Origin of the sequence: Methylomonas sp. DH-1 (assembly GCF_046097555.1) — a bacterium.
Classification (GTDB): domain Bacteria; phylum Pseudomonadota; class Gammaproteobacteria; order Methylococcales; family Methylomonadaceae; genus Methylomonas; species Methylomonas koyamae.
On sequence record NZ_CP143089.1, the window covers coordinates 951,424 to 968,315 of the forward strand.

At 56.4% G+C, this 16,892-nt stretch carries 18 protein-coding genes; 17 read left to right on the forward strand and 1 reads right to left on the reverse strand.

Features of this window, described 5'->3' with window-relative positions; translation table 11 throughout:
- Positions 1–58: 58 nt before the first annotated feature.
- From VXJ35_RS04675 to VXJ35_RS04705, 7 genes are all read left to right on the forward strand, one after another.
- Positions 59–2,209, forward strand: coding sequence for a type I secretion system permease/ATPase (locus VXJ35_RS04675; protein WP_064020669.1), 2,151 nt, complete (start codon positions 59–61; stop codon positions 2,207–2,209).
- Between the two features lie 2 nt (positions 2,210–2,211).
- Complete coding sequence (locus tag VXJ35_RS04680; protein WP_064020670.1) at positions 2,212–3,570, forward strand: HlyD family type I secretion periplasmic adaptor subunit; 1,359 nt, start codon at positions 2,212–2,214, stop codon at positions 3,568–3,570.
- A gap of 25 nt (positions 3,571–3,595) precedes the next feature.
- Positions 3,596–4,246, forward strand: coding sequence for a response regulator transcription factor (locus VXJ35_RS04685; RefSeq protein ID WP_064020671.1), 651 nt, complete (start codon positions 3,596–3,598; stop codon positions 4,244–4,246).
- An 8-nt stretch (positions 4,247–4,254) separates the two neighbouring features.
- Positions 4,255–5,571 carry a TolC family outer membrane protein gene (locus VXJ35_RS04690; RefSeq protein WP_231914845.1) on the forward strand — a complete coding sequence of 439 codons (1,317 nt, stop codon included), beginning with the start codon at positions 4,255–4,257 and terminating at the stop codon, positions 5,569–5,571.
- 493 nt (positions 5,572–6,064) lie between these two features.
- Positions 6,065–6,499 carry a hypothetical protein gene (locus tag VXJ35_RS04695; protein WP_082880800.1) on the forward strand — a complete coding sequence of 145 codons (435 nt, stop codon included), beginning with the start codon at positions 6,065–6,067 and terminating at the stop codon, positions 6,497–6,499.
- Between the two features lie 116 nt (positions 6,500–6,615).
- Positions 6,616–7,227 (forward strand): class I SAM-dependent methyltransferase, encoded by a 612-nt coding sequence (locus VXJ35_RS04700; protein WP_064020673.1) that lies wholly within the window; start codon positions 6,616–6,618, stop codon positions 7,225–7,227.
- A 620-nt stretch (positions 7,228–7,847) separates the two neighbouring features.
- Positions 7,848–8,144 carry a hypothetical protein gene (locus VXJ35_RS04705; RefSeq protein ID WP_064020674.1) on the forward strand — a complete coding sequence of 99 codons (297 nt, stop codon included), beginning with the start codon at positions 7,848–7,850 and terminating at the stop codon, positions 8,142–8,144.
- A gap of 759 nt (positions 8,145–8,903) precedes the next feature.
- Here the strand turns inward: VXJ35_RS04705 and VXJ35_RS04710 are convergent.
- Positions 8,904–10,055: a GGDEF domain-containing protein gene (locus VXJ35_RS04710; RefSeq protein WP_064020675.1), complete on the reverse strand. Its 1,152-nt coding sequence runs from the start codon at positions 10,053–10,055 to the stop codon at positions 8,904–8,906.
- Between the two features lie 338 nt (positions 10,056–10,393).
- On the opposite strand from VXJ35_RS04710, the gene nifV reads away from it, so the two are divergent.
- From nifV to VXJ35_RS04760, 10 genes are all read left to right on the forward strand, one after another.
- Complete coding sequence (nifV, locus tag VXJ35_RS04715; RefSeq protein ID WP_064020676.1) at positions 10,394–11,518, forward strand: homocitrate synthase; 1,125 nt, start codon at positions 10,394–10,396, stop codon at positions 11,516–11,518.
- An 11-nt stretch (positions 11,519–11,529) separates the two neighbouring features.
- Positions 11,530–11,697, forward strand: a complete 168-nt coding sequence (locus VXJ35_RS04720; protein ID WP_197495966.1) for a hypothetical protein — start codon at positions 11,530–11,532, stop codon at positions 11,695–11,697.
- On the forward strand, positions 11,694–12,470 hold the full coding sequence (cysE, locus tag VXJ35_RS04725; RefSeq protein WP_064020677.1) for a serine O-acetyltransferase: 777 nt from the start codon (positions 11,694–11,696) through the stop codon (positions 12,468–12,470). Before VXJ35_RS04720 ends, cysE begins: the two co-directional genes overlap by 4 nt.
- The gene (locus tag VXJ35_RS04730; protein WP_064020678.1) at positions 12,470–12,994 is read left to right on the forward strand and encodes a hypothetical protein; all 525 of its coding nucleotides are present in this window, start codon (positions 12,470–12,472) and stop codon (positions 12,992–12,994) included. The genes cysE and VXJ35_RS04730 overlap by 1 nt, the downstream gene beginning before the upstream one ends.
- A gap of 73 nt (positions 12,995–13,067) precedes the next feature.
- Positions 13,068–13,190, forward strand: coding sequence for a hypothetical protein (locus tag VXJ35_RS04735; protein WP_256361197.1), 123 nt, complete (start codon positions 13,068–13,070; stop codon positions 13,188–13,190).
- 4 nt (positions 13,191–13,194) lie between these two features.
- Complete coding sequence (gene nifW, locus VXJ35_RS04740) at positions 13,195–13,509, forward strand: nitrogenase-stabilizing/protective protein NifW (RefSeq protein ID WP_054763043.1); 315 nt, start codon at positions 13,195–13,197, stop codon at positions 13,507–13,509.
- Positions 13,506–13,982, forward strand: coding sequence for a nitrogen fixation protein NifZ (locus VXJ35_RS04745; RefSeq protein WP_064020679.1), 477 nt, complete (start codon positions 13,506–13,508; stop codon positions 13,980–13,982). The genes nifW and VXJ35_RS04745 overlap by 4 nt, the downstream gene beginning before the upstream one ends.
- 1 nt (position 13,983) lies before the next feature.
- Positions 13,984–14,844, forward strand: a complete 861-nt coding sequence (nifM, locus tag VXJ35_RS04750) for a nitrogen fixation protein NifM (protein ID WP_064020680.1) — start codon at positions 13,984–13,986, stop codon at positions 14,842–14,844.
- A gap of 1 nt (position 14,845) precedes the next feature.
- Positions 14,846–16,147: an ATP-dependent Clp protease ATP-binding subunit ClpX gene (clpX, locus tag VXJ35_RS04755; RefSeq protein WP_064020681.1), complete on the forward strand. Its 1,302-nt coding sequence runs from the start codon at positions 14,846–14,848 to the stop codon at positions 16,145–16,147.
- A gap of 399 nt (positions 16,148–16,546) precedes the next feature.
- Positions 16,547–16,882, forward strand: coding sequence for a hypothetical protein (locus VXJ35_RS04760; RefSeq protein WP_231914846.1), 336 nt, complete (start codon positions 16,547–16,549; stop codon positions 16,880–16,882).
- The last annotated feature ends 10 nt before the right edge of the window (positions 16,883–16,892 follow it).

Here is a 16,892-nt window from a genome sequence, read left to right on the forward strand (position 1 = left end):
CTAGGGCTGAAACCGGACCGGTTCCACAATAAAAATAATCACTAGCAACCCCAAACCGATGCCCGACAGCCTGCTGAGCCTAGGACCCGCCAATCCCAAGTTTGACGATCCGCTATTGCTGGCTTTGTTATCGGTCTGCAAAATCCTGCATATTCCGCAAACTGCGACGGCGCTGGTGGCCGGCCTGCCGTTGCCGGAGCATAAACTAACCCCCGATTTGTTTCCTCGCGCCGCCGAGCGCGCCGGTTTGCGCGCCAGCTTGTTGCGCCGGCCGTTGGAACGAATCTCTACGCTGGTGCTGCCGGTCGTGCTGTTACTGAAAGACGGCACCACCTGCGTGTTGGTCGGCCGGGACGGCGAGCGTTGTACCGTCATCCTCCCGGAAACCGAAAGCGGCGAAAAAACCGTCGCAGCCGCCGAGTTGAATGCGCTATACAGCGGCTTGGCGTTCTTCGTTCAGGTAAGCCACCATTTCGATGCCAGAAGCGGCGATGCGGGTCTGCCCAAAGCCAAGCATTGGTTTTGGGACGTCATCGCCAAATCCTGGCCGATTTATGCCGAAGTGCTGGCGGCGTCGCTGTTGATCAACATTTTTGCGCTGGCCGCGCCGCTGTTCTTTATGAACGTTTACGACCGGGTGGTGCCGAACCGCGCCCTGGAAACCCTTTGGGTGTTTGCGCTAGGCATCGTGATCGTATTCGGCTTCGAATTGGCGATGAAACTGTTGCGCAGCTATTTCATCGACGCCGCCGGCAAGCGCGCGGATATCGTGCTGTCGGCGACGATTTTCGAAAAACTGATGAATATCCGGATGGAGGCCAAGCCGGTTTCGGTCGGCGGTTTTGCCAACAACCTCAGCGAATTCGAATCGTTCCGCGAATTTCTGACTTCCGCCAGCTTGGCCACGTTGATCGACCTGCCGTTTCTGATCCTGTTCATCTTGATTATTTACAGTATCGGCGGCCATTTGGCCTGGATTCCGCTGGGTATATTGCCGCTGGCGGTATTGGTCGGCATCGCGTTGCAGGCGCCGCTCAGGGCCACAATCCAGGCCTTGTTCAAAGCCGGTGCCGAGAAAAACGCGACGCTGGTCGAGGCCCTGTCCAACCTGGAAACGCTGAAGGCCGCCGGCGCCGAGGGCCAACTGCAGGCGCGTTGGGAGAAAGGCATCGGCGAGATGGCCCGGCTTGGTTTGAAGTCGCGGTTTTATTCCGGCTTGACCGTCAATTTGACGGCTTTTTTCCAGCAATTGGCCTCGGTGTTTGTCGTCGTCGCCGGCGTTTACCGCATTGCCGACGGCGACTTGACCACCGGCGGCCTGGTGGCTTGCACCATGCTGACCTCGCGGGCGCTGGCGCCGGTCGGCCAGGTGGCGGCGTTGTTGACCCGTTACCACCATGCTCGGGCGGCTTTAGATTCCTTGAATCGGATGATGGCTTTGCCGGTTGAGCGCGAACCGGGCCGGGACTACTTGCACCGGCCGCGCTTCAACGGCGATATCGAATTCAAGCACGTCGCCTTCCACTATCCGCAGCAACCCGTCAAGGCGTTGGAAGGGATCTCGTTCAAAATCAAAGCCGGCGAACGGGTCGGCGTGATCGGCCGGATCGGGTCCGGCAAAAGCACGCTGGAGCGTTTGATCCTGGGTTTGTACCAGGCCCAGCAGGGCTCGATTTTGATCGACGGCGCCGATATCCGCCAAATCGATCCGGCCGACTTGCGCAGCCAGATCGGCTACGTGCCGCAAGACATTTCGCTGATGTACGGCAGCGTCAAGGACAATATCGCGCTCGGCTCCGGTTTCGTCGACGACAGCCAAGTGTTGCGGGCGGCGCGGATCGCCGGCGTCGACCAGTTTGTGAATAGGCATCCGGACGGATTCGAACTGCAGGTCGGCGAGGGCGGCGCCAATTTATCCGGCGGCCAACGCCAGAGCATCGCCCTGGCGCGGGCCTTGTTGCTGGCGCCGCCGATTTTGGTGCTGGATGAGCCGACCAACGCGATGGATAACAGCAGCGAAGAAGGTTTCAAGCAGCGGTTCGCCGCCGAACTGGACGGCCAGACCTTGATTCTGGTCACGCACCGCATGTCGTTGTTGAGTCTGGTCGAGCGTTTGATCGTCATGGACGGCGGCCATATCGTCGCCGACGGCCCGAAACAGCATGTGCTGGAAGCCTTGCGCCAAGGCCAGATCAAGGTTGCGGTGTGACGATGTTTAAAAAATTCGCCGAATGGCGCGCCGCGCAACGGTATCGGACCGAAGACCAGGCTTTTCTGAACGACGTCAACGCCGCCAATTTGTACGAAGTGCCGCTGCAAGGCCATTTGATCTTGTGGTCCAGCTTTGCCTTTGTCGTCGTCGCCCTGGTTTGGGCCGGATTCGCCAGCGTCGACGAAGTCACCCGCGGCCAGGGCAAGACCATTCCGTCCAGCCAGGTTCAGGTGGTGCAGAATCTGGAGGGCGGCATCGTTTCCGATATTCTGGTGCAAGAAGGGCAGTTGGTGGAAAAGGACCAGGTGCTGCTGCAATTGGACGAAGTCAGATTCGCCTCGTCGTTCAAGGAAACCAAGCTGAAATACTACGAATTGCTGGCAGCCACCGCCCGCTTGAATGCCGAAATCAACGGCACCCCGCTGCAAATACCGGAGGAGGTGGCGGCTAACGCGCCGCAAATCGCCGAGAACGCCAGACAATTGCTGTTGTCGCGGCAGAACGAAATCAAATCCAATAGCGATATCCTGACCGAACAAGTCCGGCAAAAAGAACAGGAGATCGTCGAATTGCAGTCGAAGAGCGAGCAATTGGCGCGCAGCTACCGCTTGCTGCAGGACGAGGTGAAAATGTCCGAGCCGCTGGTGGCGGACGGCGCGATGTCGCAGGTGGAGTTGCTCAGGCTGCAGCGCGCCGCCAACGATTTGAAAGGCGATTTGAATTCGGCCAATCTGGCGATTCCGCGGCTGCGTTCGTCGTTGGACGAGGCGCGCAATAAATTGGCGGAAATCAAGATCCGCTACCGCACCGAGGCCTTAAAGGAGTTGAACGAAGTCAAAGCCGAACTGGACCGCACCTCGGCGTCGGCGGTGGCGTTGGCAGACCGCGTCAGCCGCACCCGGGTGCTGTCGCCGGTCAAGGGCACCGTCAAACGCATCAAGGTGGCCACGGTCGGCGGCGTGATCCAGCCGGGCATGGATTTGCTGGAAATCGTGCCGGTGGAAGACCAGTTATTGATCGAGGCTAAAATCCGTCCGGCCGATATTGCTTTTCTTCACCCCGGACAACGAGCTGTGGTAAAACTTAGTGCGTACGATTTCTCGATATACGGCGGGCTGGATGCGACGCTGGAGCACATTAGCGCCGATAGCATTCCCGGCGAGAAAAAGGACGAGGACAGTTATTATTTGATCAGGCTGCGGACCGCGAAAAATTATCTGGAAAAAAACGGCCAACGTCTTGATATCATTGCCGGGATGACCGCCGAGGTCGATATTTTGACCGGAAAGAAAACCGTACTGGACTATCTGTTGAAACCGATATTGAAAGCCAGAGATCGGGCCTTCAGAGAACGTTAACCCAACACGACAAACAAACATCACAGTGGCTAACATACTGATTTATTCCAATAACCCTCAGTTGACCGCGCAATGGACGCATGCGTTGATCGCTGAGTACAGTGTCAGTATGCTGCACAGCATCCGCGGCGACTTTCAAGCCGACGCCGTGATCTTCGACGCCAAAAAGCTGGACGAAGATGCCGGTCTGTTGGCGGTTTTTGCCAACAAACGCACCCGGTTCTTAGTGATCGGCGCCGATTGGCCTGAAGAAAAACAAATTAATATCCTGATTAACGGCGCGGCCGGCTATTGCGAGCAGGCCGAGGCACCGGCTTTATTGGTGCGCGCGGTGGCTTGCATCCTGACCGGCGACATCTGGATTCGGCGGGCGCTGGTACCCAAAGTGATCGGCGCCTTGACCGGAGCCCGGCGCATGCAAGCCGTATCCGCCGCCCCGGTGGATTGCGATCGAAAATTACAAATGCTGGCCACGCTATCGGCCCGCGAAGTGGAAGTGGCGGATATGATACGCCAGGGCGAGAGCAACAAACGCATCGCCTTGGCGTTGAATATCTCGGAACGGACGGTGAAAGCCCATTTATCCTCGATTTTCCGCAAGCTGGAAGTCGACGATAGATTGCGCTTGGCCATATTCTTGAAAGAGATCGATCAATACCAAAGAGGAACGTCATGAGATTTGCTATGGGAATTGGCATCGGCGTAGCCATGCAGATGGGATTTGTGTCTGCCGGGCAGGCGCTGAATTTGCAGGAGTCGATACAAAAAGTTCTGGACGACAATCCGAAAATCCAGGCCGCGAAATCGGAACGGCGCGCGGTCGAGGAAGAAATCGACCAAGCCAGGGCCGGTTACTTTCCCACCGTCGATGTCACTGCCGGCATCGGCTGGGAGGAATCGAACAACCCGACTACCCGCGGCCGCGGCGACGGTTCGGTGTTTTACCACCGCGAAGAAGGCGCGATTCAAGTCCGGCAAATGCTGTTCGACGGCTTGGCCACGCCGAACGAAGTCGAGCGCCAGGAAAAGCGCACCGATTCCCGCGCCTACACCGTATTCGGCCAATCCGAAATCACTGCGTTGGACGGCGTCGAAGCCTACCTGAAAGTATTGCGCCGCCAGGAGCTGTTGAATCTGGCCAAGGACAACCTGCAATTGCATTTGCGCACCAACGAGCAAATCAAATTGCGTAGCGAGCGCGGCGTCGGCAAACGCGCCGATGTCGACCAATCCATGGGCCGGGTGGCGTTGGCCGAAAAGAACGTCTGGTCGGAAACCGGTAACCTGAAAGATGCCGAAACCGGCTTTCAACGGGTGATCGGCATCCTGCCGGATGCGGTCGAACCGGTGGCCGCGCCGACCGCGGCGCTGCCGGCGACGATGGAGCAAGCTATCGACGAAGCGCTGGCCGAACATCCGATTCTGAAATCGGCCAACTCCGACATCGAATCGGCCTTTGCCCAACACAATACCGCGATGGCGCCGTACTTTCCCCGGTTCGATATCGAGACCGGCGTCAGCCATAACTACAATCTGGACGGCATCCGCGGCACCAACTCCGACATGACGGCGATGCTGCGCATGCGCTACAACATCTTCAACGGCGGCAAGGACATCGCCCGCCGCGAACAGACCGCGCAACTGATCAACCAGGCCAAGGACATCCGCGACAACACCCACCGGCAAGTGGTGGAAAGCATGCGCTTATCCTGGGTCGCCTACCAGACCGTGAAAAGCCAGATGGAGTTTTTCAAGCAACACGCCGAGGCGGCGGAAAAGACCATCAACGCTTACCAGCAGCAATTCAACATCGGTCAACGCACCTTGTTGGACTTGCTGGATACCTTCAACGAAATGTACATCGCCAAAAGTTCGCTGATCAACGCCAAGTACGACGAGCTGTTCTCGCAATACCGGATTCTGGCCAGCAAGGGCCAATTGAATAAATATCTGGGTACTCAATTGCCGGCCGAGGTACAGCCGGTGAGTTTGGCGGATTAGTCGTAAGTCGATTGGTCGGAATTGCCTGCCGTTCCGGGGTGAATGGCGGGCTGTCCGATTGCAACGTGGCCGCCTAGTTTGGGCACTTGGGTGTTCGCGCCAATTCGAGTTTTATCGAGGATAGGGCGGGCAATTGGAGATATACGGAAATGAAAATTAGTTGTGGATTAATGATATACAGATGGGCGGGTGTTTATGCGTAGATATGCGGTTAACAGCTTAATAACTTGTTAGGCTCACCCAAGGGAAAATATGTTAAAAAGTTTTACTCGTAGTGTGTTATCAACAAAAACGCAACGTCAGAGATTTTTCTATTTTCGTAATATAACAGCGTTTCTCTGTGGTATAGCTGTATTTAATTTTGTAGGGGGTACAACAGGTGGAGTCCTTGCTGTTGTAGCTTTTATACTAGGCTACATAACAGTAGCTCCAATTGTGGCATTTATAATTTGTTTAGCAGAACAAATGCTGTCTTAAATCATGGAACTTTTGTATGGCAAAAAGAAAATCTGATAGTTCAGGCTTAATAATTTTATTTGTAATCATTGGCGCTATTTTTTCAGCAGCCATAGATTGGGTTAAAGCAAACCAAGAAATAGCAATTGGGGGTGTTGCTTTAGTTATAAGTTTATTAATTTTTAAATTTTTCTTAAACCATAGAAAATATAAAAAATGGGTGGAATATTTAAAATCAAAATATAACAATGATATGGATGTTGTTAATGGCATTCTTAATCAAGAGTTTTGGAAAGGGCAATCTTCAGAACAATTGGAAGACTCTCTTGGTAGTCCACGAGCTATTGATAAACAGGTTTTAAAAACAAAGACAAAAGAGGTATGGAAATACCATAAGGTTGGAAAAGGGCAATATGCATTAAAAATTACTCTGGAACAAGGGTTAGTTGTCGCCTGGGATATGAAACAATAATTTCGTTTCAGTGTTAGTAATGATCTGCTTTATAAGGCCTAACAATCAAATTCACCCGATCCAAAAACCGCTGCGCGTTTTTAGGTCGGGTGATTTCTCGCGTTAAGCGGCTCGAAATGCAGCATTTGACCATCGCTTCCGCTTACGACACTCTGGCGCCGAACTGGCTAGATGGTCAGTTCAACGGCAGTAACGGCGTCGATCAGCACATGCGAGCACTTCGATTCCTTGCCCGAGCGGCCGACGGTGGTTGGGCACTGAACATCGGGTGCGGGTGCAACACGCGCTTCAATTCGCTGTTCCGCGAACACGGCCTGAAGATCGAAGGCGTTGACATCTCGGAACGCATGATCGCGCTGGCGCGAGGGGCTGACCCAGACGTCCAACTGCACCACGCGGACATCTGCACTTGGCAAACTGAGCGGACTTACCGCTTCGTGTCGGCTTGGGACAGCATCTGGCACGTGCAGCTTGAGCAGCAGCGGCCCTTGATGCTCAAACTCCTGGCCATGCTAGATCGCGGCGGTGTACTGTTGTTTTCAGCGGGAGGACTTGACGGCCCAAGCGAACACACAGATTCCACGATGGGCCCCGCGGTTTACTACAGCACTCTTGGCATCCCAGGGCTTCTCGCCGTCATACAGGAGTCCGGTTGTACGCTTCGCCATCTTGAGTTCGATCAATGGCCTCAACAGCATCTGTCGGTCATTGCACAGCGAGCCGCCTAATCCCACGGTCGAGGCGAGGTCCAACGGCAGTGGCGTAGGGTGGGCACGGCATTTTGTGCCCACGCGGTTAATAGGCCTTCGTGTCTTGTGTCGCTAACGCGACGGCTGTTTTGAATGTCGGGTCTCGGCCCGACAGCCGAGATACTTTTCTTTGCTTGTCCAAAGAAAAGTATCCAAAAGAAACGACACCCCATGCCGCTTTGATCCTGCGCTCCGACGGGTTTGAGCGGGGTTTTCGGAAGGGCTGTCCTAGCCCTCCGAAAACGCGCGGCATCCCTGCCGCGCCCCTGCCGTGCCGATCCGCCCAAACCCGCTGGTGCTCGGCGCGGCACAAGGGGAGTGTAAAACCGTCTCGATTTCACGGTAGGCCGGAATAAGCGTAGCGTTTCCGGCAAGTTTTAAGTCCGTTGCATGTTTCGCTGGTAGGCGGTTTGGAATGTCACGGTAGGTTTGATGGCCGATGTCGTGGCTCAAACGGGGTCGTTGTGGAGGGCTGGAGCGAGCAGACTTACGAAATTTCCAATGGAGCAAGGCCATCACTTAGGTCACGCAGTCCTTGCTTGTTGAGCTGGACTGCACTTTGCGGCAACAAATTCAGAAATTGAGGAGGAGTGTCATTAATGCGAGATTATTTGTCGAAGGCGTTGTTTGGATCACGCGAAGGACTTATCTTTGTTATAGCCAGCGCTATTTATGTGGCAATTGGGGTGTCGGCAGAACTCTCACCTGTTATGGCTTCCGAGTTTGGCTTCATCGGCATGATGTCTCTCTTTATGCCAGGATTTCTGCTGATCTTTTTTCTTAAGATTGGCGGTCACCGCAGAAATTATCTATCTACTTGGTTTAACACGTCGATGATGTTGATCTTCGCGCTGGTACCTTTTCTCGTTGTTGCAAAATCGGCGATTATCGGTTGAACAATCCGCCCAATTTAGCCCGGTGGACATGTTGCATGCCCGCTCTGTAACGGCAGTTCAACAAATGATGTAAGCCGGAATAAGCCGAGTAGGCTGGGCACGGCATTTTGTGCCCACGCGGTTAATAGGCCTTCGTGTCTTGTGTCGCTAACGCGACGGCTGCTTTGAATGTCGGGTCTCGGCCCGACAGCCGAGATACTTTTCTTTGCTTGTCCAAAGAAAAGTATCCAAAAGAAAAGGCTATGTTCGCGTTAGTAGTTGGCGTCGCCCCAGCATACCCAAAGGGCACAAGTGGATTGCCGGGGCCCAGAAGCCACGGACGGCAAAGTTTCAACACATCCTTGTGCCATGGATCCCGGCAATCCATGCCGGGATGACGGCTTCGATCTCATTCAACTATTAACGCGAACATAGCCAAAGAAAAGACACCCGGATGCCGCTTTTTCCCTGCGCTCCGTTGCGTTTATCGAGGGTCGGCAGAAGGGGCTTCCTAGCCCTCCGAAAACGCGCGGCATCCCTGCCACGCCCCTGCCGTGCCGATCCGCCCAAACCCGCCGGTGCTCGGCGCGGCACAAGGGGAGTGTAAAACCGTCCCGATTCACGGTAGGCCGGAATAAGCGTAGCGTTTCCGGCAAGCTTTAAGTCCGTTGCATGTTTCGCTGGTAGGCGGTTTGGAATGTCGCGACAGGATTAATCCCGCTAAAACCCCTGAGCACGCGGTTGGCCGTGGCCGGTTTCGATGCCGGCCACCCCATGCCGCTACGCGTCGTCGCCGGCCGCGAATAGGCCGAATTTTCCCAGCGTCTCCTGGGTATCGCACAGCCAGAAACCGGGCTCCAGTTTGGCTTGGGCTTTTGCCAGATACATGCGCGCATCGGCGGCCATGACCAATTCGTCGCCCGACATCGGTTTGTCCGGGCCGGTTTGGCAAATGCCGATGCTGAACGAGAGCTTATGCCGGTCGTTGCGCGCGACGAAAGCGTTGATCAGGCGTTCGCAGACGTCCTTGGCGTGGCCGTTGGTGGCGCCGGGCATGATGATGCAAAACTCGTCGCCACCGTAGCGGCAGGCGATATCGGTTTCGCGGATACTGCTCAGGATGGTCGCGCCGAGCGCTTCCAGCATGTGGTCGCCGACGATGTGGCCGTAGTTGTCGTTCAGCTGCTTGAAGTCGTTCAGATCGAAATATACCAGCGTCAAGGGTTCCTTACGCCGGGCGCAACCAGCCAATTCGATGCGAATGCGTTCGTAAAAAGCGCGATGGTTTAACAAGCGGGTCAAGCCGTCCTGACTGGATAGCTCCTGCAATTCCTTGGTTTGCTTGGCGACGGTTTCCACCAAGTCGCGGGCGTAATCTTCCAATTCCTGCTTAGCTTTCTGGACCTCGGCTACCAGCGCGCCGGTGTAGGTCTCGAACACGAACTGCACATCGAACATCAGCAATTTGGTCAAACTGCGTTGGCGTTCATCGGCCTCGTTTCGGCTGCAAAGGCCTTCCTCGTATTGTTTTTCGAATTGGTCCGAAAGTATGTCCCACAGCAAGCGGACCGCGGACATGTAAAGCGCCGGCGACACGCCGATACGCTTGTGCACGATTCCGACCCGCAGCCGGTTGGTGACGTAATTCTGGTCGTAGGTGCCGGAAAACACTTCCTGAATATAACCGCGCATGCTGTTTTTTAATCGGCTCAACGTTTCTGAGTCGCCGATCACGATTTCCACTTCCGAGTGGGTCAACTGCTTGGCATAAAACTCTTCGACGATGGCATCCAGATTGCGGGTGATAAACGGCTCGGCCGCCAGCAGATTGTTTTCGTCTTCTTTGGTCAGATAGAACAACTTCTTGATTAGCTCGATTTTTCTATCCGTCAGCTTGAGCTGTTCCACCATGGTGTGGTTAGTTAGTAGCATCTAAATGCCTTTATATTTGGATGGATTACACGCACCTTAAACCTATCCCACGCCTTTGGCAAACCCCCGCGAGACCGCGCTTGCCGGGCGCAGCCGGTCCTAGCGGCGGTCGGGGCGGACGCGGCCGGAGTCCGTTTTGCCGGGAACTTAGTTACCGATTGTAGGGTTTCCGACAATGTGCTTTTCCGGTTCCCGGTTTTCTTGTCGGCATCCCGCCAAACTGCGGCGTCCGACCCGGCAAAACGCCGGCTTTCCGCAGTTGGCAAGTGTTTTGCATTATCTCTGACAAAGGCGTTGCCCCAGCAAAACCGCAAACGACATTCCGCCAGAGGTGAAGTATGCAAGCCAATACTCGACACATCATCATCGACGACACTACGCTGCGCGACGGCGAACAGTCGGCCGGCGTGGTGTTTGCGCTGGACGAAAAGCTGGCGATTGCCGAACGGCTGGCGGCATTGGGCGTACCGGAGCTGGAAATCGGCATCCCGGCGATGGGCGCGCAGGAGCGGGCCGAAATCGAAGCCATCGCCGCGCTGAATCTGCCTTGCAATTTGCTGGTGTGGTCGCGGATGCGCGACGACGATTTGCAGCATTGCCTGGGATTGGGCGTCGGCATGGTGGACTTGTCGATTTCCGCATCCGACCAGCATATCCAACACAAATTGAAACAAAGTCGGGCCTGGGTGTTAGCCACCATCGACCGCTGCGTCAAAGCCGCCATCGATGCCGGCCTGCAAGTTTGCGTCGGCGCCGAAGACGCATCGCGCGCCGATAGCGGCTTCCTGGCGCAGATGGCGGAAGCCGCACAACGCGCCGGAGCGGTCAGAATCCGCTTCGCCGACACGGTCGGCATCATGGAGCCGTTTGGCACCTTCGAAGCGATCCGCAAATTGCGCGGCGTGACCGACATGGATATCGAAATGCACGCCCACGACGATTTGGGGCTGGCCACTGCCAACAGTCTGGCCGCCGCCTTTGCCGGCGCCACCCATTTGAATACCACCGTCAACGGCCTGGGCGAACGCGCCGGCAATGCCGCGCTGGAAGAAGTCGTGGTCGGCTTGAAGCAGTTATACGGTTTCGAAACCGGTGTCGATTTACGCAATTTTCCGGAATTGTCGCACCAGGTGGCGACGGCTTCCGGCGATACCATCGGCAGCCGCAAAAGTCTGATCGGCCGCGACGTGTTCAGCCACGAAGCCGGCATCCACGTCGACGGCCTGTTGAAAGACCCCGCCAACTACCAAGGCGTCGATCCGGCTTTGGTCGGCCGCAGCCACCGACTGGTGCTGGGCAAACATTCCGGCAGCCAGGGCGTGATGCACGCCTACCGGCAACTCGGTATCCAGATTAACCGCTGGCAGGCCGGCCGCCTGCTGCCGCTGATTCGCGAATTCGTCAGTCTGCACAAACGCGAACCGCAATCCACCGATTTGAACCAGTTCTTACACAGCCTATAGCGAGGTGTGCGATGAGTAGTAACCGCCAACAATCAGTCGTGAAAACCAGCAGTAAAGTCGAAGCGCCGATCGCCAATCCGGCCCAACGCGAGCTGCCGGACGAGCGTTATCCGGGCACCTTCTTCCGGGTGCCGGGCGTGCCGATGCCGGGCAAAACCACCTGGAGCTTGGCAAAATGATGTTGTTCTCGCCGTCGCGGCTTGCGGCCAAGCCCAGCCTTTGGCAGGACTGGCGCGAAGACGTGGCGTGCGTTTTCGCCCGCGATCCGGCCGCCCGCAACGTATTCGAAGTATTGTTCGCCTATCCTGGCGTACACGCGGTGCTGATCTATCGGGTAACCCACCGGCTCTGGCTGGCGGAGTGGAAATTCGCGGCGCGCTTCCTGGCGGCCTTCGGCCGCTGGTTGACCAACGTCGATATCCATCCCGGCGCGACGATAGGCAAACGTTTCTTCATCGACCACGGCGCCTGCGTCGTGATCGGCGAGACCGCCGAAATCGGTAACGATGTGACCATGTACCACGGCGTCACGCTGGGCGGTACCACCTGGCACAAGACCAAGCGCCATCCGACTTTAGGCAACAACGTGTTGGTCGGCGCCGGCGCCAAGATTCTGGGCGCGATCACGTTGGGCGACAACGTCCGGGTCGGCGCCAACTCGGTAGTGGTCAAGGACGTGCCGCCGTGCTGCACCGTGATCGGCATTCCGGGCCGGATCATTCAGCAAAAAGGCGTCAAGATTCAGGACCCGCGCGGCATCGATCTGGACCACCACTTGGTGCCGGACCCGATCGGCAAGGCCATCAATTGTCTGGTCGAGCGCTTGGACGAGCTGGAACACAACCAGAAGCGTTTCGTCGTTGCGGAAGATACCTGCGGCAGTTGCGAAGCGGAAGGGGTGTGCCACGGCGACGAGGTGGTGCAATTGAAGCAGGCGGCAGGTGGCAATTAATGGATTTGCTGCAGTTCGAAGCCGAGGATTTGTATTACGAGCAGGAAGACAGCCCGGAAGTCCAGGCATTGATTAAGTACGCCTCCGAGCGTTACGCGACCGGCGAAGCCGAGTTGCCGCTGTTGCAAGCGTACTTGCGGGCACCGGAGTCGTTGAACGTGCTGGTGTCGTTGAACCGGTTTTACTACTACCAGCACCGCTTGCAGGAAGCGTTACTGATCTCGGAAAAAGCGTTGGAACTGATCCGGCCCGGCATCGGTTTCCCGGCAGACTGGCGCCAGGTCGATCTGGGCCTGATTAGCGATGCGCCGAAGGAGTCGTTGACCCGGATTCGCTTGTATTTATTTACGTTGAAATCGGTCGGTTTTTTGAACATGCGCCTGGAAAATCTGGAATTGGCCAAAGCCATCTTCGAAAAGCTGGTGGCGCTGGACGACATGGACCGGATCGGCGCCAAAGGCTTGCTGGAACTGGTGGTCCGCCGCCAGGAAGCCGACGAAGGAATTTTCCGTTTGTTCGGGTGAGCGACGCCCGGAACGAACGCCAAACCGCGCTGGGCGCCGCCCATGCCGCACAATTGAGCCGAAGGTGATAGCCATGAAAAAACAGCAGAAATCCGATCCATTCCTGGCCCAGACCGCGGTAATGCTGGTGGTTTTAATCGTGGTATACGCGCTGGGCGAACAACCCGCCAACCTGGATCACCTGATAATGAGGTAATGAGATGACTTTTTTGGAAGAAATGGAAGAAATGGAGTCGGCCGAGGACTTTCTGTTGTATTTCGGTTTGGAATACGACGCGACTGTGGTCCACGTCAACCGGCTACATATATTGCAGCGGTTCCACGACTATTTGAGCCAAGCCGGCGCCAGCATGCCGGAGGACGAGGACGCCCAGCGCGAAATCTACAAAAAGCTGCTGCAACGGGCTTACAGCGATTTCGTCCAGTCCGACGCCCAGACCGAAAAGGTGTTTAAGGTATTCAAGATGATGGAACCGCAAACCGTGTTCGTATCGCTGGGCGACATCAAAACATGATAGAAGAACGATACGACGAAGAACGCTTCGAGTTCGGCGAGGCGGTGCGGGTCACCCGCAACGTGCGCAACGACGGTACCTATCCGGGCCGGGAAATCGGCGATCTGCTGATTCGCCGCGGTAGCGTCGGCCACGTCATCGAAGTCGGCACTTTTTTGCAGGACCAGGTGATTTACACGGTACATTTTCTGGATCACGGCAAAATGATCGGCTGCCGGGCCGAAGAGCTGATTTCGGCCGATGCGCCGTGGAATCCGAGCCGCTTCGAATTCCGCGACAAAGTCAGATGCAACCGCGATCTGCCGACTGCAGACGGCGTGATCGCCAGCGGCACGGAAGGCGAAGTGCTGAAGATTTTGCGCGAGCGCGAGCCCTTGCTGTACCACGTGCGGTTTCCGGGCAAGACCATGCAGGTACCGGAAATCGTATTGGACCCGGCCGACCCGGCCAATTTTCGCGAACCGGAGGAGTAGCATGAATCAAGCCTCTGAAGCCGTAATCGAACCTTACACCTTGTTGCGGGCCTCGTTGAGCCTGTTCAAAAAGTCGCCGGCGGAACTCGAGCAATTGCAGTTGCGTCAGGTCGAGGTGCAGGCCAAGAACGAATTCGAAATCGAGAGCCGGGTGCTCAGTTCCGCAGAAGCGGCCGGCGTCGTGGTGTCCGATATCGAACTGGAGCGGGCTTACCAGGAGATCCGCGGCCGCTTCGACGACGAAGACGCGTTTTTAGCGGCACTGGCCGCCAACCGGCTGGATGTCGATCAGTTAAGGGCCGCGTTGAGCCGGCAATGCAAGGTCAATACCGTGCTGGAGCGGGTCGCGGCGCGGGCGCCTAAGGTCAACGAGGTGGAAATCGGCATCTTTTACCACTCGCATCCGGAAAAGTTTCACAAGCCCGAGCAGCGTTCCGCTCGGCATATTTTGATCAGCATCAACCCGGATTACCCGGAGAACACCCGCGATAACGCCCGGCGCCGGATCGAGGAAGTTCTGGAAACGCTGAAACGCAAGCCGCATAAATTCGCCGATTTGGCGTTGAAACATTCGGAGTGCCCGACCGCGATGCAGGGCGGCGAATTGGGTGTCGTGACCAAAGGCGTGTTATACCCGGAACTGGACCAAGCCTTGTTCGGCTTGAAAGAACAAGCCATCAGCGAGGTGCTGGAATCCGAAATCGGGTTTCATGTGATCCAATGCCTGAAGATTGTCCCCGCCGAGACGATGTCGCTGAAAAAAGCCACGCCGAAAATTCAGCAGATCATGCAAGACCGTTACCGCCGCAATTGCCAGCGTACTTGGCTGGCCAGTCTACCCGCCGCCACTAGGAGTGCCTAACATGACAAAAGAACCGAAACATTGCTCGTTTTGCGGTATTGAAGCGTCGGCCTCCGTGCCGATGATTGCCGGCACCGAAGGCTATATCTGCGAGGCTTGCGTGATGCTGGCCAGCCAGGTCGTCTCCAGTTGGGGCAAGAAAAAGGAGCTGGCCGACATGCAGGGGCCGCTGCCGAAGCCGGCCGAAATGAAGGCGATGCTGGACCAGTACGTGATCGGCCAGGATCTGGCCAAGGAAATCCTGTCGGTCGCGGTCTACAACCACTACAAACGCTTGAAACACGTCGGCAGTAAAACCGGCGGTTTGGGCGAGGCCGACCAAAGCGTCGAAATCGGCAAATCCAACATCCTGATGATAGGCCCGTCCGGCACCGGCAAAACCTTGCTGGCTTCGACCTTGGCCAAGATCGTCGGCGTGCCGTTTGCGGTGGCCGATGCGACCACGTTGACCCAGGCCGGCTACGTCGGCGACGACGTCGAAAACATCCTGGTGCGCTTGCTGGACGTGGCCGACGGTCAGATCAGCAGGGCGGAGTGGGGCATCGTTTATATCGACGAGGTGGATAAAATCGCCCGCAGCCCGGAACAAGCCTTCGGTACTCGCGACGTGTCGGGCGAAGGCGTGCAACAGGCCTTGCTGCGTCTGGTCGAAGGTTCGCAAGTCAAAGTACCGACCAAGGGCCGGCGCAAGGACCACAACGGCAGCGACTCGGTGATGGTCGATACCGGCAACATTTTGTTCATTGCCGGCGGCGCCTTTCCGGGTTTGGAAAAACATGTCGAGAAACGTTTGCAGCCGCCGAAAACGGCGATCGGTTTTCACGCCGAAGTCAACAATCCGAACGACAAGCCCAGCCTGGAACAGATGTTGAACGCGACCCAGCCGGACGATTTGAAACGCTTCGGCCTGATTCCGGAATTTATTGGCCGTTTCCCGGTGCTGGCGCCGCTGGAACCGCTCGATGTCGATGCCTTGATCCAAGTGTTGACCGAACCGAAAAACGCGCTGGTCAAACAATACCAACAGTTGTTCGCCTTCGACGAAGTCGAGCTGGAGTTCACCCAGGACGCCCTGGTCGAAATCGCCGAGAAAGCCATCGCCCGCAATACCGGCGCCCGCGGTCTGCGCGGCATCATGGAGCACGTGCTGCGCAAAACCATGTTCGAACTGCCGTCCCGCACTAACGTCAAGCGCTGTATCGTCAACGCCGAAGTGATCCGCGGCGAAGGCGAGATTCAGGTGGTGGAACGGGACGGCGTTGCTGACGGCGGGGATTTGAAGCGGTTGTCGGGTGGGGAGTGATTTCCTTTCTTTCGATGTTGTTGGGGGTAGTGTCGCTGTCGCGACGGATGGTTTGTAAGTCGGGTCTCGGCCCGACAGCCGAGTAACTTTTCTTTGTTTGGCCTCGGCAATTGCTCCTGCATTGCTCTACCTCCTGCATCCATGCAGTCGAAAGAAAAGTCACCAAAAGAAAGGCCACCCGGATGCCGCTTTTGATCCTGCGCTCCGCAGTGTTTATCGAGGGTCGGCCCGAAGGGGCTTCCCAGCCCCTCCGCCGACGCGCCGCATCCTTGCGACGCCCCTTCGGGCTGTTCTCGATAAACACTGCGGTGCTCGGCGCGGCATATGGAAATGAGTGGTGTTATTGGTGCGATGAGTTTGTTTTTTGCATGTTGGGTTTAGCTTTCGGCGGTAACTTTGGTGAAACCGCATTGGATCAAAATGTTAGGTTTCGATGGACTCGAATCGGTTTTGAAATGCTTGCTGGGGTTACTCCCGTTTGCCGCGCCGAGCACCGGAGCTTTTGGACGGATTAGCCCGTTAGGGGCGCCGCAAGGAAGCGGCGCGTTGCCGAAGGGGCAGGAGCCCCTTTCGGCAACCCCGTTCAAAAGCGAGGAGCGCAGGAAAAAAGCGGCATCCGGGCCGCCTTTTCTTTGGATACTTTCTTTTGGCGGAGCAAAAGAAAGTATCTCGCCTTCGGGTGCGAGAACCCGATTAAAACAGCTTCGCGATAGCGAAACCTTAATTGAAAATTGAAAAGTGAACC

Coding starts and splice junctions, on each gene's coding strand:
- cysE (WP_064020677.1), top strand. CDS start 11,694: ATGATGTTGTTCTCGCCGTCGCGGCTTGCGGCCAAGCCCAGCCTTTGG.
- VXJ35_RS04675 (WP_064020669.1), top strand. CDS start 59: ATGCCCGACAGCCTGCTGAGCCTAGGACCCGCCAATCCCAAGTTTGAC.
- VXJ35_RS04690 (WP_231914845.1), top strand. CDS start 4,255: ATGGGAATTGGCATCGGCGTAGCCATGCAGATGGGATTTGTGTCTGCC.
- nifM (WP_064020680.1), top strand. CDS start 13,984: ATGAATCAAGCCTCTGAAGCCGTAATCGAACCTTACACCTTGTTGCGG.
- VXJ35_RS04735 (WP_256361197.1), top strand. CDS start 13,068: ATGAAAAAACAGCAGAAATCCGATCCATTCCTGGCCCAGACCGCGGTA.
- VXJ35_RS04705 (WP_064020674.1), top strand. CDS start 7,848: ATGCGAGATTATTTGTCGAAGGCGTTGTTTGGATCACGCGAAGGACTT.
- VXJ35_RS04700 (WP_064020673.1), top strand. CDS start 6,616: ATGCAGCATTTGACCATCGCTTCCGCTTACGACACTCTGGCGCCGAAC.
- clpX (WP_064020681.1), top strand. CDS start 14,846: ATGACAAAAGAACCGAAACATTGCTCGTTTTGCGGTATTGAAGCGTCG.
- nifV (WP_064020676.1), top strand. CDS start 10,394: ATGCAAGCCAATACTCGACACATCATCATCGACGACACTACGCTGCGC.
- nifW (WP_054763043.1), top strand. CDS start 13,195: ATGACTTTTTTGGAAGAAATGGAAGAAATGGAGTCGGCCGAGGACTTT.
- VXJ35_RS04695 (WP_082880800.1), top strand. CDS start 6,065: ATGGCAAAAAGAAAATCTGATAGTTCAGGCTTAATAATTTTATTTGTA.
- VXJ35_RS04680 (WP_064020670.1), top strand. CDS start 2,212: ATGTTTAAAAAATTCGCCGAATGGCGCGCCGCGCAACGGTATCGGACC.
- VXJ35_RS04720 (WP_197495966.1), top strand. CDS start 11,530: ATGAGTAGTAACCGCCAACAATCAGTCGTGAAAACCAGCAGTAAAGTC.
- VXJ35_RS04730 (WP_064020678.1), top strand. CDS start 12,470: ATGGATTTGCTGCAGTTCGAAGCCGAGGATTTGTATTACGAGCAGGAA.
- VXJ35_RS04745 (WP_064020679.1), top strand. CDS start 13,506: ATGATAGAAGAACGATACGACGAAGAACGCTTCGAGTTCGGCGAGGCG.
- VXJ35_RS04710 (WP_064020675.1), bottom strand. CDS start 10,055: ATGCTACTAACTAACCACACCATGGTGGAACAGCTCAAGCTGACGGAT.